The organism is Bacillus sp. 2CMS4F, assembly GCF_023161785.1.
Taxonomy (GTDB): domain Bacteria; phylum Bacillota; class Bacilli; order Bacillales; family Bacillaceae; genus Bacillus; species Bacillus halotolerans.
Genome location: NZ_JALNTO010000002.1, coordinates 488,144 through 501,675 on the forward strand (window position 1 = coordinate 488,144; position 13,532 = coordinate 501,675).

Annotated in this window: 20 protein-coding genes and 3 pseudogenes; 14 read left to right on the plus strand and 9 right to left on the minus strand. The window is 35.7% G+C overall.

What is annotated here, in order from left to right:
- Nucleotides 1-172: 172 nt before the first annotated feature.
- Nucleotides 173-532, minus strand: coding sequence for a ribonuclease toxin immunity protein CdiI (gene cdiI, locus MTN95_RS05945; RefSeq protein WP_248337330.1), 360 nt, complete (start codon nt 530-532; stop codon nt 173-175).
- Between the two features lie 21 nt (nt 533-553).
- Nucleotides 554-2,446, minus strand: a complete 1,893-nt coding sequence (locus MTN95_RS05950) for a T7SS effector LXG polymorphic toxin (RefSeq protein ID WP_248337333.1) — start codon at nt 2,444-2,446, stop codon at nt 554-556.
- Nucleotides 2,447-2,590: 144 nt separating this feature from the next.
- Between MTN95_RS05950 and MTN95_RS05955 the strand changes: the two genes are divergently transcribed.
- Together MTN95_RS05955 and MTN95_RS05960 are read left to right on the plus strand one after the other, a co-directional pair.
- On the plus strand, nt 2,591-3,766 hold the full coding sequence (locus MTN95_RS05955; protein WP_282459439.1) for a response regulator aspartate phosphatase: 1,176 nt from the start codon (nt 2,591-2,593) through the stop codon (nt 3,764-3,766).
- Nucleotides 3,756-3,914: a hypothetical protein gene (locus MTN95_RS05960; RefSeq protein WP_248337337.1), complete on the plus strand. Its 159-nt coding sequence runs from the start codon at nt 3,756-3,758 to the stop codon at nt 3,912-3,914. The genes MTN95_RS05955 and MTN95_RS05960 overlap by 11 nt, the downstream gene beginning before the upstream one ends.
- A gap of 130 nt (nt 3,915-4,044) precedes the next feature.
- Here MTN95_RS05960 and MTN95_RS05965 read toward each other — a convergent pair whose 3' ends face one another.
- Genes MTN95_RS05965 through MTN95_RS05980 form a run of 4 tightly spaced genes read right to left on the minus strand, consistent with a single transcriptional unit; the run spans nt 4,045 to nt 6,241 of the window.
- Nucleotides 4,045-4,281 (minus strand): DUF3850 domain-containing protein, encoded by a 237-nt coding sequence (locus MTN95_RS05965; protein ID WP_103804248.1) that lies wholly within the window; start codon nt 4,279-4,281, stop codon nt 4,045-4,047.
- A gap of 31 nt (nt 4,282-4,312) precedes the next feature.
- Nucleotides 4,313-4,831 (minus strand): ATP-binding protein, encoded by a 519-nt coding sequence (locus tag MTN95_RS05970; RefSeq protein WP_248337339.1) that lies wholly within the window; start codon nt 4,829-4,831, stop codon nt 4,313-4,315.
- Complete coding sequence (locus MTN95_RS05975) at nt 4,831-5,217, minus strand: ASCH domain-containing protein (RefSeq protein WP_129508140.1); 387 nt, start codon at nt 5,215-5,217, stop codon at nt 4,831-4,833. The genes MTN95_RS05970 and MTN95_RS05975 overlap by 1 nt, the downstream gene beginning before the upstream one ends.
- The gene (locus MTN95_RS05980; RefSeq protein WP_248337341.1) at nt 5,195-6,241 is read right to left on the minus strand and encodes a hypothetical protein; all 1,047 of its coding nucleotides are present in this window, start codon (nt 6,239-6,241) and stop codon (nt 5,195-5,197) included. The genes MTN95_RS05975 and MTN95_RS05980 overlap by 23 nt, the downstream gene beginning before the upstream one ends.
- 184 nt (nt 6,242-6,425) lie before the next feature.
- Here MTN95_RS05980 and MTN95_RS21585 point away from each other — a divergent pair.
- Together MTN95_RS21585 and MTN95_RS05990 are read left to right on the plus strand one after the other, a co-directional pair.
- Nucleotides 6,426-6,604 (plus strand): annotated as a pseudogene (locus MTN95_RS21585) (hypothetical protein).
- A pseudogene (locus tag MTN95_RS05990) lies at nt 6,562-6,793 on the plus strand (recombinase family protein); the annotation flags it as partial. The pseudogenes MTN95_RS21585 and MTN95_RS05990, both read left to right, overlap by 43 nt.
- A 136-nt stretch (nt 6,794-6,929) precedes the next feature.
- On the opposite strand, the pseudogene MTN95_RS05995 reads toward MTN95_RS05990, so the two are convergent.
- Both MTN95_RS05995 and MTN95_RS06000 read right to left on the minus strand, forming a co-directional pair.
- A pseudogene (locus MTN95_RS05995) lies at nt 6,930-7,328 on the minus strand (sigma-70 family RNA polymerase sigma factor); the annotation flags it as partial.
- Nucleotides 7,328-7,846 (minus strand): ImmA/IrrE family metallo-endopeptidase, encoded by a 519-nt coding sequence (locus MTN95_RS06000; protein WP_248337343.1) that lies wholly within the window; start codon nt 7,844-7,846, stop codon nt 7,328-7,330. The pseudogene MTN95_RS05995 and the gene MTN95_RS06000, both read right to left, overlap by 1 nt.
- A 268-nt stretch (nt 7,847-8,114) precedes the next feature.
- On the opposite strand from MTN95_RS06000, the gene MTN95_RS06005 reads away from it, so the two are divergent.
- The gene (locus MTN95_RS06005; protein WP_029727262.1) at nt 8,115-8,651 is read left to right on the plus strand and encodes an ATP-binding protein; all 537 of its coding nucleotides are present in this window, start codon (nt 8,115-8,117) and stop codon (nt 8,649-8,651) included.
- 343 nt (nt 8,652-8,994) lie between these two features.
- Nucleotides 8,995-9,162 carry a hypothetical protein gene (locus MTN95_RS06010; RefSeq protein ID WP_032679256.1) on the plus strand — a complete coding sequence of 56 codons (168 nt, stop codon included), beginning with the start codon at nt 8,995-8,997 and terminating at the stop codon, nt 9,160-9,162.
- A 268-nt stretch (nt 9,163-9,430) separates the two neighbouring features.
- On the opposite strand, the gene MTN95_RS06015 is transcribed toward MTN95_RS06010, so the two are convergent.
- A complete protein-coding gene (locus tag MTN95_RS06015) occupies nt 9,431-9,784 on the minus strand; it encodes a helix-turn-helix domain-containing protein (RefSeq protein ID WP_021480133.1) in 354 nt (117 codons plus the stop codon).
- Between the two features lie 155 nt (nt 9,785-9,939).
- On the opposite strand from MTN95_RS06015, the gene MTN95_RS06020 reads away from it, so the two are divergent.
- The 8 genes from MTN95_RS06020 to MTN95_RS06055 all read left to right on the plus strand — a co-directional run bounded on the left by MTN95_RS06020 (nt 9,940) and on the right by MTN95_RS06055 (nt 13,465).
- Nucleotides 9,940-10,179 carry a helix-turn-helix transcriptional regulator gene (locus tag MTN95_RS06020; RefSeq protein WP_029727261.1) on the plus strand — a complete coding sequence of 80 codons (240 nt, stop codon included), beginning with the start codon at nt 9,940-9,942 and terminating at the stop codon, nt 10,177-10,179.
- Nucleotides 10,180-10,181: 2 nt separating this feature from the next.
- Nucleotides 10,182-10,322 carry a hypothetical protein gene (locus MTN95_RS06025; RefSeq protein ID WP_032679254.1) on the plus strand — a complete coding sequence of 47 codons (141 nt, stop codon included), beginning with the start codon at nt 10,182-10,184 and terminating at the stop codon, nt 10,320-10,322.
- 73 nt (nt 10,323-10,395) lie between these two features.
- Entirely contained in the window at nt 10,396-10,965 is a 570-nt protein-coding gene (locus MTN95_RS06030) for a helix-turn-helix domain-containing protein (RefSeq protein WP_029727260.1), read from the plus strand.
- A complete protein-coding gene (locus MTN95_RS06035) occupies nt 10,962-11,219 on the plus strand; it encodes a YqaH family protein (protein ID WP_029727259.1) in 258 nt (85 codons plus the stop codon). The genes MTN95_RS06030 and MTN95_RS06035 overlap by 4 nt, the downstream gene beginning before the upstream one ends.
- Nucleotides 11,216-11,389, plus strand: a complete 174-nt coding sequence (locus MTN95_RS06040) for a hypothetical protein (RefSeq protein WP_142671574.1) — start codon at nt 11,216-11,218, stop codon at nt 11,387-11,389. Before MTN95_RS06035 ends, MTN95_RS06040 begins: the two co-directional genes overlap by 4 nt.
- The gene (locus MTN95_RS06045) at nt 11,349-11,543 is read left to right on the plus strand and encodes a YqaI family protein (RefSeq protein WP_153912337.1); all 195 of its coding nucleotides are present in this window, start codon (nt 11,349-11,351) and stop codon (nt 11,541-11,543) included. The genes MTN95_RS06040 and MTN95_RS06045 overlap by 41 nt, the downstream gene beginning before the upstream one ends.
- A 105-nt stretch (nt 11,544-11,648) precedes the next feature.
- Nucleotides 11,649-12,608, plus strand: coding sequence for a YqaJ viral recombinase family nuclease (locus MTN95_RS06050; RefSeq protein ID WP_029727257.1), 960 nt, complete (start codon nt 11,649-11,651; stop codon nt 12,606-12,608).
- A 2-nt stretch (nt 12,609-12,610) separates the two neighbouring features.
- Nucleotides 12,611-13,465 carry a recombinase RecT gene (locus tag MTN95_RS06055; protein WP_029727256.1) on the plus strand — a complete coding sequence of 285 codons (855 nt, stop codon included), beginning with the start codon at nt 12,611-12,613 and terminating at the stop codon, nt 13,463-13,465.
- Nucleotides 13,466-13,532: the final 67 nt, after the last annotated feature.

Here is a 13,532-nt window from a genome sequence, read left to right on the forward strand (position 1 = left end):
CTCTGTTCTTGCCTTTCTTTGAAGACTTTATTCCGGAATAAATTATGTCCAGTTATAACCTTACCATTTGTTGAAGCAGAACCTTCTTGAAATAGAACAAAGCCCCTTAGAAATTTCATTGGGGCTTCAAAATAACATAACAATGTACAACATAGAAATATTCAGCTTTTCCTTATAGCTTAATATTATATTTCTCTTTAATGGTTCCCATGTATTTTTCTACTTCTAATTTATTGTCTGGGTGTCGTTTTATATATTGACCAACAATTTCATTTAAATATTTATAGAAATTTTCGTAATCTAATATGACTTCTTCATCTTCCTCGACTGCTGGGTAATCGAAATAAAAAGCTATACCCTCATCTCCAAAATAATCTTCTTCCCACTCTTCGTAGTCATCAGCAAATACACACCAGACATTCTCTATACCATAACCCTCTCCGTTGGAGAATTTCTCTAAAATGCGTAAAAAACGTTCATCACCCATAACTTGAAAAAAATAGTTAATTAAGTCTTTGTTTTTATTATCCATTTCACTTTCACTCCGAATTATTTAATCATTTAAGGTAGGGAAAAAGTTTGTTATTTCTCCAGTAGCTTCATCAATATAACCTTCAAACTTGAGACCATTTTTAGCGTATCCAGTTACTTTTCTCCCGACTACTTCTCCATTTTTCATTGCTTCTTCTCCCCACTGCAACATTTGTTCGTTTGAGATCTTCTCGGGATCATAAACTGTCTTTGGAGTACGGACTTTTTTCAGTTCTCCAGGTTTGATATTTCCTTCTCTATCTAATGCAGGTAAACCATATTCAATTTCATAGATACCATCAATTGTGGGGTGTTCTCTTTTTGAAATTATACAACTCTCTAAATCCCAACCTTTATCAATAAATGCCTTTTCAAAATTATGTAGGTTGTGACCGCCGACAATTCCTTTATTTTTCTTTCTAACTATATCTTCTACCTTAACTAAATGGGTATCATAACCTTGCCTAAAAGTAACATTTATTTTGTGAAAAGCATTATTTTTTTCTTCTTCAATTATACTTTTTAACAGTGGTGTGTTTTTAACGTTATGAGTATTCTCAATATCTTGTGCAATTCCTACAAGTGCAGGTTCATATCTGTTTTTAAAAAAGGGATTAATAAGGTTGTTTCCTTTTGTAATTCCTTTATTCACATGAGCAGCGGCTGTTCCACCTTCCACCACTTTACCTACTTTTGACAGCTTAGTAGTGGTTTGCACTGCGGCACCCGCACCTTTTGGACCAACGATATTACCGACTGCATAACTGATATAATGTGCTCTTGTGTATGCATCGCCATTTATCATTTTATCATTCCATGAATCGACGATGTTTGTCCAAATTATTTTAGGGTAGGAGGGGACACTTAAGACTGTTGTAATTGTTTTTGCAAGTTTTAGTTCCATAGGAAGCTGTGAATATTCCCAGGCTCCTACTACCAAGTCTTTGATGCCATATATCGTATCATCAATCGCATCGTTAAGCCCATCATTAACCCCATCGATGATATCCAATGCCGTTTTACCTGCATTGATTACACTTTCACCGACGGACTTCAGCTGTTTTGCTTGTTCTAGCTGCACCACATACTGTAACTGTGCAGGTTCAAGGTTCTCATACCCGATCTTCTTCGCAATTTCTAAATACTCATCCGGATCTGAGACACCATTCGCCAGCTTTTTCTTTAAGTCTTTTATCTCGCGTTCCTTCGCCTCTTCTTTCTTGATCTTCAAATAAGCATCTGTACGCTTCTCAATATCACCTTTTTTCTTATGTATATCACTCTCACGGTACGCCTTGGCGTTGTAGTGAATGGGCGTAGCGTTTTTCCCTTTGCCCGTTGCTTCTTGGAGCTTTTGGAAATCTGACTTGATGAATTGTTCATTTGGTTCTGACAGGGCATATTCTGTCAGTAAATCTTCGTCAAGGTCACCTAGTTTTTCAATTGTTTTTTTTCGTTTGTCATTGGCATCTGCAAGCTCATCCTTGAAGGTCTCTGTTGAAAACAAGTCGAGCGGGAGGATGTCGTCAATATCGTTTAGGATATCTTTCATGGCCTTTTTCTGTTCAGACATGATGGACTTTGATTTTTTATGGGCGTTAGCCAGTTCATGTTCTAAAAAAGACTCTTCAATATAAGCATCAGAGAGACCTTTGTCCTCTACCGCTCCGGCAATGCTATTAAAAAATGCGATTTTCATATCAATGTAGTCGATCCATTGATCAGTGACACCAACATAATCGTGATAGAATGCTTTAATGTTATTAGCACCTTTACCTGAGAATTCGCTGTCGTCCAGTTCAGCAACGCTTTGTAAAGCTTTTCTCAAGTTGACCATTTGCGTCCTTAGCTCTTTATATTCCTTGGCGCGGTCTGTAGCGTCAGACATAAGTGTTTTGGCTTCAAATACTTTCATGATCATATCCTTTCAATTTAATCATATAACAAAATATTACCATGGAAGAAAGAAGAAACGAACTTAAAATTATCTTGATTAATCATATCCAAGGTACAGACGAAAAAGTTTGCGGTTTTTTTGCGGTTCAAACACTTTTTGGAAATGTTAGAATATTACATAAAAAGACATAAAAGGAGGGATCCTGTGAATCCGGTTTTACCTTCCTCGCATGTAGGGGTTAAGATTAACGAATGGTACAAGATGATACGTCAGTTTAGTGTTCCGGATGCCGAAATTTTAAAAGCAGAAGTTGAAAGAGAAATTAAACAGATGGAAGAGGATGAGTATTTACTGATTTATTACTCACTCATGAGCTTTCGACATCAACTAATGCTTGACTACTTAGAGCCGGAAAAAAAGTATAGAACAGCTCGTCCAACCATCTCAGAATTACTTGAAAAAATTGAAGCTCCCCAAAAGAAATTAACCGGTCTCCTGAAATATTACTCATTATTTTTCCGTGGTATGTATGAATTCGATCAGCAAGAATTCGTTGAAGCTATTAATTATTACCGTAAAGCTGAAAAAGAACTTTATGCTGTTACTGATGAAATCGAACAAGCTGAATTTCATTTTAAAGTAGCAGAAGCTTATTACAACATGAAACAAACTCACGTTTCCATGCACCACATTTTAAAGGCATTGGAGATTTATGATCAGAATCCGCTGTATACTGTAAGGAAAATTCAAAGCTTGTTTGTAATCGTTGGTAACTATCTTGATTTTAAACATTATGAAAAGGGGTTGAAACATCTTGAAGAAGCTCTGAAACTTTCTAAAGAATTGGGGCACGACAGACTAATAAGTTCTGCTCTTTATAATTTAGGCGAATGTTATCATTACATGGGACAACCAGGTAAAGCTGAGGGATATTTGAAAGAAGCAGCTGAAGTTGCAGAAAAAACAAATTTAAGGACACTTCCTCATACGCTTCATTCGTTGGCCACAGTTTTATTCAAGCAAGAAAAGTTTAATGAAGGACAGAAGGTTTTGCAGCAAGGGATCGAAACAGCACAAAAATTTAATGACGAACTTTTCTTATCGATGAATAAGTTTCTGAATGCTTTATATATTGAGTCAGTTGATAAACAGGGTATCCTTAATATATTGAATGATCTTAATGAAAGTCACATGTTCTCTTTTACGGAACACATAACGTTGCTTACTGCAGAATATTATAGAGAAGGCGGAGAATTCGAAGAATCCAGTTTTTTCTATGATAAAATGGTTGAAGCGCAGCTTCAAATTCAGCGAGGTGACTGTTTATATGAATATTAAAAAAGGTGTTTGCGTATTTCTCTCTGCTGTTATTGTAACTACTGGTTTATTTGCGTTTACTGCGGCTTCGGAACAATCTAACCAGCATATTGAGGCCCATAAGACTAATGCTGAAATGCAAATGGCAGGTATCAGATTACAGACTTAATCTATAAAAACCCTCTCATACTTGAGAGGGTTTTTTGGAAAAATGCAAGTTACAATACTTTGTTGTTACCCATACTTTTTTATATTCTTCAAATTTAGGAGGGTGAAGTTATATTAAAAATAAAATAACTTTATAATATTTTGAAACTAAAAACAACATAATTATCTTTTTGTTCAAAGTCTGTAAGGTAGGTAATTACAATATTAACTTTACGCCCTGTATATTGTTTTGTTTTCGCATCCCATTCTTTTAAAGTGATCTTATCGCCTAACTGAAAATTCCTATCATTTTTTCTAATTTCAAATGTTTTAATTTCTTTAATTACTGGATTAAAGTACTCTTTATTAATTTTAAGATTATGATGCATTCTCTTACCTCACCCTTTGAAGAAAAACATTTTAATCAGTTATAAAATTAATTAAATCAATTAAAGGTTTATCTTCATTATATATAAATAGTTTTATTTTTTTATTACGTGAATATTCTTTTGCTCGTTTTATCTCACATTTTTGAAGTTCCTCGATCAATTCAAGTGAATAACTTATATTATCCCTAGATAGAAGGCGCTCTCGAATAATTGAAGGACGGTGTTGTACAAGGATAATTTTTGTCATATTAGTATTTTCGAAAGTACTAAGAGGTAAAGGGAATATAACTTTGTTTTTATTTAATAAGCAAAAGTGTCCATCCAACAACATAAATGTTTTTTTTAGATTTAGCTTATACAATTCATTTTTCCATAACTCCTGGTTACCAGAAATACCAGCTGTGTTTTTTTCAGATATCGGTATTTTTTTTCCGGCTCTTCTAATTAGATCACTAATTGAAATACATTCAATGTCAATTAAACTTTCTAGTTTTGAAGCTAGGGTTGATTTTCCAACACCGTGTACTCCTGCTAAGAAAATATAATCCATCAAAGTCCTCCTTCTGTGTAACAAAAGGATTGTGGAGCTACTTTTATTTTATTATCGAATTCATTTAAATCCAAAGGCATGTCATACTGTTTAAAATTTTTAATTTGAATTGCGAAACCAGTTCGTTTTCCCTTGAAATAATTTTTGAAATATTTATATGTTATTCCTGAATAGTCCTTTGTTTTTGTCCATATAATATCTGGGTTGTCAATTAAAATAGTCTCAATATCAAATTCACCTACGACTTTTCCAAATGGTTTAGTAGCATAGACTACTACCGAAGAGATATCATCTCTTTTAAAAATTTGCTTTCTATATTCGAATTTTTTTTTACCAGAAACAATTTCATCAACAAATTCTGGTTTAATTGATAATAAAACTTTCATTAATTTCACCTAACTTTAGAATCTTTTCAAAGGCTTGATCAGTAAGTTTAATAAAGCCAGCATAAGCGTTTCTCTCAATTATGCCGTTAGTAATTAAATGATGTCTAATAATACGTTTGGGTAGTGAAATATTATAAAGCATTTTAATTATATATGGATACTTTTTTGTATACCAAAATTTTTCTAAATCTTCTTTACTAAATATGGTTCCTTTCCCACAATAACTAATGAACTCTTCCATGGTATTAAACTCATGGATATTTCTATTCTCAATAACTGTACAGATTGAAGTAGCCACAGCAGAAAACTCTGCTCTCTTTCCACTTTCTGCAGTTCTATATATAACGATTAGATCACCGCGGGTAAGCTCATCCAGTCCCTTCATGCCAGATAAGTAAACTTTTTCGATTGTATTAGTAAAAGAAAGATCTTCAATTTTATGATTCCGTTCTGTATTTAACTTGGAATCTGGGAATAACTTCGTATGCCATATCGGATATATAGATAATATATATTTATTTTTATTTTGTGTATCGATACGTGGAAAATCCATAAATATATCATTCGTTTTTTCTAATGTTTTTATGTATATCAATTCACCATTATTTTTCCTACCCCATAAAGTAAACCCGAATTTTTCAAATAACTTTATTAGTGGTTTTTGTTTCTCAAAAACTGTAACATAACATTCTGAGTAGTGCTCATCTATCATTTTTTTAAGTATTATTCCAATAAAACGGTGTCCAAGAACAGTGCCATGAGCTTCTATTTTAAAAGTACCAATTTTGAGACGTCTTTTTTTTTCAAAAATAGGATTGATTGTTTCATCAGATTCAAACTCTTCTTTCAAGTATAGAAAACCTAACAACCTATCTTCTTTAAGTATATAAGCTTTTTCCCCTTGCATTGCTTTTTTTTGAAACCACTTTTCAAAGCCAACGTAATCTTCGATAAGGCTGGAGAAAAAGGGATCATAAACATCCAACTCTGAAAATTGAACATATTGAATAATATCGTTAAACATAAATCCTACCTCCTATAATAAATCAAGACAATCCCGTATTCAAACAAACGTTCTCATTCGGGTGGTTAATTATGTTAAATTATATCATTATTTGACGACTAAGATTAACCCAATTTTAATTATAAAAGGTCATCATTTGGACAAACAGCTCCTACATAGCATTACCCAAGGGGTGATGCATTTTATGAAGGTAATAATCATCGAGGGACCGCAAGCTGACAAATGCATTAACGATTGCTATCATTATTTAATAAAACTTTATAGGAAGGAGATCCAGGGTGATAGCAATATATGTAAGGGTGTCAACCGAGGAACAAGCGATCAAGGGATCGAGCATCGACAGCCAGATCGAGGCCTGTATAAAGAAAGCAGGGACTAAGGATGTGCTGAAGTATGCCGATGAAGGATTTTCTGGAGAGCTTTTAGAACGTCCGGCTTTGAATCGCTTGAGGGAGGACGCAAGCAAAGGACTTATAAGTCAAGTCATCTGCTACGATCCTGATCGTCTTTACGGAAATGATAATTGAGCTTATCAGTGCTGACGAGTTAAGATAGTGAGACAAGCGATTGACTGGAAATATTTTCATGTCTCTATTGTATATTCTGTCTCCGTTAGTTTCGAAAGTTTTAAAAGAAGCATGTAAATGAATGAGAGAAAGCCGGAATATTAGATCCGGCTTCTTCTGCATTATTTCCCCTTCGCTTTCTTCCGCTTTTCCTTCTCCGCCCGATAAAACTCATGAAACATCTTCATCAGCGCCCGCTTTTCAATCCGCGATACATAGCTGCGCGAGATACCGAGTTCTTTGGCAATCTCACGCTGTGTTTTTTCCTTCTTCAAATCTAACCCAAAACGCCCGACAATCACTTCCTTCTCACGGTCATCTAAAATGTCAATGTATTGCTTCACTTTTTCAAGCTCCATATTGAGCTGGATTGTATCAATCACATCTTCATTTTCTGATTTTAGTACATCAATCAGGCTTATTTCATTCCCTTCCTTATCCTGCCCGATCGGATCGTGAAGGGAGACGTCTTTTTTTGTCTTTTTCAGTGCGCGCAAATGCATGAGGATTTCATTATTAATTACAAAAGGGGGGTGCATAGATTTCCCGTCACTGATTGATTAAATAAATGTTGAGACAGCTTCCTGTAATATATGTTCAAACGTTTCTTCGCAAACGAAGGGGATACTTTAAATAGCCAAGCCACATTTTCAATTGCATGTGATTGTATGTACGGAAGGTTGATATTACGCAACATGAAAGTTGGAATGCAAAAGTGATATGTAAAATAATTCGACTGCCATTCCAAATAATCAGTCCAGGTTGCTGGCATTGTTTTTTTATCGCCTTCATGTCTATATATATGGCAAAATTCATGAGCGAAATCATACCATTGTTCAGTTCGGCTTTTTCGGCTGTCCAAGCATATATTATAAATCCCACTGTGTTTAAGTGCGAAGCTTGTAACAGGTTTAAACGAAAGCCTGATATCTAATGACTCAGCAATCCGTTCAAAATTAATTTGTTCAGGTTCTGTAATATCAATCTTTCTGTATAAGTTTTCAATCCAATCCTCTAAATGACTGTTTGTATACCTCAAGATAAAAAACCTCCTTAAAGACGACAATCTAAAAATTGGATTCGTTTAAATATTATAGGAAAATCAAGACTTTTTTCATAGGAAAATGCGTCTAAGGAGATGGAATATGAATCCGTTTAATAATGGCTGTTTTCGTAAGTATGATGATTTTAACACGCATCTGGATTTCCCTCGAAAAGTAAAGGTCTTTAGGGAATTATGTCAAAATAATAGTAAGTACCTTATGCAACAAACAGGGAGTTTGGTTGATTAATAAGGAGGGGAAAGTATGAAAAAAAATATTCACATATTGGGAGCCTCTGGTGTCGGAACTTCAACATTGGGTGTTGCATTATCAAAGCGTTTGCCTCATACGCATCTTGATACTGATAATTACTATTGGTTAGATAAATTCACTAAAAAAAGAGAAATTCCTGAAAGAAGAAAGTTGCTTGAAAAAGACTTAACAATAAATGAGAAATGGATTCTTTCTGGTGCAGTGTGTGGCTGGGGCGATAATCTAAAAAGTTACTTTGACCTTGTCGTCTTCTTATGGATTCCACAAGATATACGGCTTGAGAGATTAAGGCATAGGGAATTTCAGCGTTATGGAAATGAAGTGTTAGCCGGTGGCAGTAAATATGAACAATCAAAAGCATTTTTAGAGTGGGCTTCTTTATATGATACTGGTGGAATGGAAGTTAGAAGTAAAGCATTACACGAACATTGGATGGCAGATTTATCTTGTCCAGTGTTAAAAATTGAAGACGATTACTCAGTCAATGAAAGAGTTGACCGTGTCTTGGGTTATCTGAATTCTAATTAAACTAACGGATAGCGATAGCTGCATCAGAAAATAAACCCAAAAATCAAAGACAGTTCCAGTATGACATTTAATGAGCTGTTTTTTTATACCGCTATCAGTTTGCCTACGCAGTGATTTATTTTTGGTAGCATCCCCACAACAGAGAAGAGATTGTTCTTCATAAGGAAGTTTTTGGTTCAGTTGCAGGAATTGGGAATTCAATGATTAGATACACCCTGAAACTGTCCAGCTAATGCTTATGCTGGTTACCATTGAATGAAAAGCCATTGCCAATCCTTTTTTATTATTAAAATGCAAGTGAAAGAGGCAAAGAAATTAAAATGGACTTCAAAGGAGTTTAATCATGAAAATGAATGATAAGATGAAAGAGGTTCAAAGAAAATACAGAGAAGAGCTTAAAAAAAAGAAACAAGATCATGAAGATGATAAACGTGATATTAAAGAAACAATTATTGTCGTAACCATAATTGTATTGTTTATTTTTTTCACTTACACCTTGCAAGGCTTTTAACAAAAAGATCCTTTTTTCCCTTTTCGATACTCTGCAATTTTCCTCACAATAAACGCTCAATTTTTTTAAATGAGAATATAAAAGAAACATAAATGAAAATATAAATGAGAAAAACAACAAAAACCCTTGTCATGTAAGGGTTTCTAAAGGGTTCAAAAATCACTTTATAAATGAGGATTTGATTGAGATATAGATGAGAATCTAAATCTTATTAGTAAACAGAATTAAACATAATAAACAGAAATAAATAATAATAAACTAACGGCGTTTATTTATCTGATTTCCGTCTTTCCTTTAATTGCTCCGTTATAATCTCCAAAGCAGCCTGTAAAATTTCATCAGTTACTTCACCGTCTTTAGCTGCAAGGAATGTTTCAGGATCGTTTAACACTTTTTTTGCATCGTCAGTGATTATATTGGATGATTTATCTTTTCCTCTTAAAAGGTAGTCTGTAGATACATCAAAAAAGTCGGCTATTTTGATTAATGTTTCGTAATCAGGTTCGCGAGTGCCTTGTTCATAATTAGCAAGTTTTCCTCTTGAAAAGCCTAATCTATCTGCGAGTTCATATTGGCTTAGACCTTTTTCTTTTCTTAAAGCTGCTATCCTTTTACCTAACATATACACTCACTCCTTGTTATTAATTATAACTTGGAAACTAAGCGTTTCTACATTTAGAAACAAAAAGTTTCTAAAAACACTTGACGGACACGTTTTGTGTCCTGTATATTATAAATCGTAAAAGGAAACAAAACGTTTCTAAGGGGGTGTTATGAGTGGAAAGGGAAGTTTTGTTTTCCTTACGTGGAAACACGTCAAGAACAGTTGTTGCTAATGACTTAAACATAACTCCACAGATGCTAGGGGCTATTGAAAGAGGGGATAGAACTCCCTCCTTAAATCTGGCCAAAAAGATTGCAGACTATTATGGAACAACTGTAGATGAAATTTTTTTTACTCAAGGTAGACACAAAATGTGTCCTGAATATAAGACAAGGACAGATAAGGGGGCTTAATTATGAAAGTCATCTTGAAAAAAGGACCGCTGTTTGAACAGGCAGAGGCCAAAGCTTACAAATACCTCAGTGGCATACTTGTTCAGCGAATGAATGAACATCAAGAAAAGTTAGCACAACAAAAGAAAAAGGAATCAGCCTAAGTCATTTATAAACAGCATGGTCTATTAACTTTAATTTTAAAACCGAAAAACCAATATATCAGGAGGCAAACATATGGAGAACAACCCATACAACGTGCGAAATTTACCGCAGATTATGCGTAGTGCCCGAAAGGCTGCAGGTCTTTCCCAATATCAAATCGGCAAGTTAATCGGAGGTAAGGATCAAAGGTATGTTTCAGATGTTGAAAATGGATTTGCCAAGCTCACTCCAGAGTTATGTATCAAGTGGTTTGAGAAGTGCGATGCCTATGAACATATTGATCTAGTACATTACTTATTTAAACTTCATCCAACTGCGGCTGCTCCTATTGATCCGGCACTTAATGAATGTGCAAGTAATGCGGTGATTAATATGGTTCACCAATTGGAGGAAGCATTACAAGCAACTAAACATTTAGCCCGTTGGCTTACGGATAATCGACCAGGTAAAACAGAGGAGCTGCCTATGGGTGATATTAAACAGATTTTTGATTTGATTGCGGCTAATAAAACATTGATTTATTCACTTGTTCGTACTCATGGGTTGAAAATGCAGGAGCTTGCAGATAGGTGGACACGGAAAGCTTTAGTTGATCAAGTTGCTATGGCAAAACAAGAAGGAAGGCAGGCGGTTTCAATATGAATACTAATCATTTCTTGAAGTCAGATGTTCCTATCGCAAAAAGAAAAATTGAATCAGCAGAAGAGCTATCAATCATGCTGTCAGAGGCATTACGTGATGGTGATTATGAAGAAGCGATTAGTCTCGCTGGAAGCATCAAGGTTCTTACTGAGGATATTAGCCGGCTGGCAAACAAAGGACAGCTTTATGAAACAGCATTGAAAATGCAACAGAGAGGCATCAACTTAACAGTAGTGAGCAGGTGTATAGGATGATGGTTCATTTTGTTCATAAGCCGGCAACTGCTCTGGAAGTTCGTAAATGGTGTGCGATGATTCGTAACAATAGTGAATTCCATCTGTTGTGGGATAGACGTGCAGACAAATTCAGAGAGGGGAGTACGAATGGTCGAAAATCCAATGGTCATAAACAACTGGCACGATAAGCTGACTGAAACGGGTGTACAAATAGATTTTTACGGTGATGAAGTAACACCAGTTGATGATTATGTAATTGATGGCGGCGAAATCATTCTAAGAGAGAACTTGGAAAGATATCTAAAGGAGCAACTTGGATTTGAATTTAAAAATGCGCAATAAAAAAGCCCACTCGGACAAAGTGGACTTCTTTAAAGGCTATCTATAAAAACTCATGTGCTTAATATTTTATCAGATAGCCTTAATAAAAACAATGGGGGTTAGGGTATGACAACCAAAAGGGCTGAGGTTCTTGCTAAGACTTCTGAAATGAGCCGCGATGAATGGCTTATTGAAAGAAGAAAAGGAATTGGCGGCTCAGATGCATCTATTATCTTGGGGCTGAACAAGTGGAAGACACCTTTTGAATTATGGTTAGACAAAACAGGACAGGTCCCTGTAAGTGAATCGCAAAGTGAAGCTGCTTACTTTGGATCATTGCTTGAAGACATTGTTGCAAAAGAATTTGAGATACGTAGTGGCAAGAAGGTTAGACGTAAAAAAGCAATACTCAGACATCCAGAACATGATTTCATTTTGGCCAATGTTGACCGAATGATCGTTGGTGAAAAAGCGATCCTTGAATGTAAAACAACATCAGCCTACAACTTAAAAGAATGGGAAGACGAAGAAATCCCCGAAAGCTATATCGTTCAGGTCCAGCATTATTTGGGTGTGCTTGGACCCGAATATCAGAAAGCCTACTTTGCTGTGCTGATCGGCGGGAACAAATTTGTCTGGAAAGAGATTGAGAGAGACGACGAGTTAATTGACATGATCTTTGAAGCAGAGATTGAGTTCTGGAATGACAAGGTCTTAGGTGGACAAGCACCTGCTTTAGATGGTTCGAGTGCGGCGGAAGACTATCTCAAAAAACGATATGGCGAAACCGAAAAAAACAAGGCTATTGATTTAACTGCGGCTAATCGAGAACGTATCCAACAATACTTGCTTCTTAAAGAACAGATCTCAGAGCTTCAAAGCCAAGCAAAAGAATTAGAAAACCAGATCAAACACGAAATGAAGGATGCAGAGTATGGGTTTATCGGAAACTACCAAGCTTGCTGGAAGCCTGTTATCTCAAATCGAGTTGACACGAAAAAGCTGAAAGAGCAGTTTCCGGATATTTACGAGAAGGTCAAAAAGGAAACTCATTTCAGACGTTTTGGAATCAAGGAGGTTAGTTGATTATGGCTACTAATCAATCAATTAAAAACAACATCCAAAAGAAACAAAAAAGCGCACCTGTGCAACAGCAAGGAGCAACCATGAAGGGTTTACTTTCCTCACCATCTGTTATTAAACGATTTGAGGAAGTGTTAGGGAAAAGGGCTACACAGTTTACGGCCTCTATCTTAAGCCTATATAACAGCGAGCAGATGCTGCAGAAAACAGATCCTATGAGCGTTATTTCATCTGCAATGGTGGCAGCTACACTCGATCTGCCTATAGATAAAAACTTAGGGTATGCCTGGATTGTTCCTTATGGAGGAAAGGCTCAATTCCAGCTAGGATACAAAGGATATATACAGCTAGCCTTGCGAACAGGCCAATATAAGTCCATCAATTGCATACCGATTCATGAAGGCGAATTGCAGAAGTGGAATCCGCTGACTGAGGAGATCGAGATTGATTTTGAAAAACGAGAATCAGATGCGGTAATTGGTTATGCAGCTTATTTTGAGTTGATAAATGGCTTTCGAAAAACAGTGTACTGGACAAAGGCACAAGTAGAAAAGCACAAAAAGAAATTCAGTAAGTCTGATTTTGGATGGAAAAATGACTGGGATGCGATGGCTCTTAAGACTGTATTAAAAGCAGTTTTGAGTAAGTGGGGGATTCTCTCTGTGGAAATGCAAAAAGCAGTTATTGAGGAAGATGAAATCAGGGAACGGATTGACATTACCAATGAAGCAGACAGTTCGGAAATTATCGATTCCGAGCCTTCAGATAAAGAAGAAACAGAAAAAACAACCTCGCAGGAAGCTGATCCTTTTGACGGCAAGCCTGTAGATATAAAAGAAGATGAACTTCCGTTCGATTGAGGTCGGCATCCGTGACATAACTGCACTCTGTGAAAGGAAGTAGGTGAGTGACTTGGACATAAAAGCA

Bases quoted from the DNA above. Each gene is read 5' to 3' on its own strand.
- MTN95_RS06040 (WP_142671574.1), top strand. From the start codon at position 11,216: ATGATGGTTCATTTTGTTCATAAGCCGGCAACTGCTCTGGAAGTTCGT.
- MTN95_RS06030 (WP_029727260.1), top strand. From the start codon at position 10,396: ATGGAGAACAACCCATACAACGTGCGAAATTTACCGCAGATTATGCGT.
- MTN95_RS05950 (WP_248337333.1), bottom strand. From the start codon at position 2,446: ATGAAAGTATTTGAAGCCAAAACACTTATGTCTGACGCTACAGACCGC.
- MTN95_RS06055 (WP_029727256.1), top strand. From the start codon at position 12,611: ATGGCTACTAATCAATCAATTAAAAACAACATCCAAAAGAAACAAAAA.
- MTN95_RS06035 (WP_029727259.1), top strand. From the start codon at position 10,962: ATGAATACTAATCATTTCTTGAAGTCAGATGTTCCTATCGCAAAAAGA.
- MTN95_RS06015 (WP_021480133.1), bottom strand. From the start codon at position 9,784: ATGTTAGGTAAAAGGATAGCAGCTTTAAGAAAAGAAAAAGGTCTAAGC.
- MTN95_RS06025 (WP_032679254.1), top strand. From the start codon at position 10,182: ATGAAAGTCATCTTGAAAAAAGGACCGCTGTTTGAACAGGCAGAGGCC.
- MTN95_RS05955 (WP_282459439.1), top strand. From the start codon at position 2,591: ATGTTAGAATATTACATAAAAAGACATAAAAGGAGGGATCCTGTGAAT.
- cdiI (WP_248337330.1), bottom strand. From the start codon at position 532: ATGGATAATAAAAACAAAGACTTAATTAACTATTTTTTTCAAGTTATG.
- MTN95_RS06045 (WP_153912337.1), top strand. From the start codon at position 11,349: ATGGTCGAAAATCCAATGGTCATAAACAACTGGCACGATAAGCTGACT.
- MTN95_RS06005 (WP_029727262.1), top strand. From the start codon at position 8,115: ATGAAAAAAAATATTCACATATTGGGAGCCTCTGGTGTCGGAACTTCA.
- MTN95_RS05970 (WP_248337339.1), bottom strand. From the start codon at position 4,831: ATGGATTATATTTTCTTAGCAGGAGTACACGGTGTTGGAAAATCAACC.
- MTN95_RS06010 (WP_032679256.1), top strand. From the start codon at position 8,995: ATGAAAATGAATGATAAGATGAAAGAGGTTCAAAGAAAATACAGAGAA.
- MTN95_RS05965 (WP_103804248.1), bottom strand. From the start codon at position 4,281: ATGCATCATAATCTTAAAATTAATAAAGAGTACTTTAATCCAGTAATT.
- MTN95_RS05975 (WP_129508140.1), bottom strand. From the start codon at position 5,217: ATGAAAGTTTTATTATCAATTAAACCAGAATTTGTTGATGAAATTGTT.
- MTN95_RS05960 (WP_248337337.1), top strand. From the start codon at position 3,756: ATGAATATTAAAAAAGGTGTTTGCGTATTTCTCTCTGCTGTTATTGTA.
- MTN95_RS05980 (WP_248337341.1), bottom strand. From the start codon at position 6,241: ATGTTTAACGATATTATTCAATATGTTCAATTTTCAGAGTTGGATGTT.
- MTN95_RS06050 (WP_029727257.1), top strand. From the start codon at position 11,649: ATGACAACCAAAAGGGCTGAGGTTCTTGCTAAGACTTCTGAAATGAGC.